General features: G+C 63.8%; 1 protein-coding gene. It reads left to right on the forward strand.

Annotated elements, in window-relative coordinates:
• Window positions 1-301, forward strand: a 301-nt coding sequence (locus tag NE591_RS14400) for an ABC transporter transmembrane domain-containing protein (protein WP_256156999.1), incomplete at both ends; no start/stop codon positions are given.

Raw genomic sequence — 301 nt, forward strand, 5'->3', positions numbered from 1 at the left:
CTGCATCTGAATGAAAAGGCCGCCAGCGCCCAGAACCAGCTGTCCGGCGAACTATCGGATGCGGTCACGAACATCCTGGCCGTGAAGACCTACGGGCGCGAGGACTACGAGCGGCGGCTGTTCAACACGGCGAATCGCGAGGTGGTGGCGCGCGATTCGAAGCGCATGCGGGCCTCGCTTGCCCGTGGCATCACCACGGCGGCCATCACCGTGGTTATCATGTCCGTGGTGACGGTGTTCATCTCCGGCGGCAACGCCTGGTTCGGCATCACGCCGGGCACGGTCATCCTCATGTTCACCT

It is taken from the genome of Adlercreutzia sp. DFI.6.23 (assembly GCF_024462535.1).
Lineage (GTDB): Bacteria > Actinomycetota > Coriobacteriia > Coriobacteriales > Eggerthellaceae > Adlercreutzia > Adlercreutzia rubneri.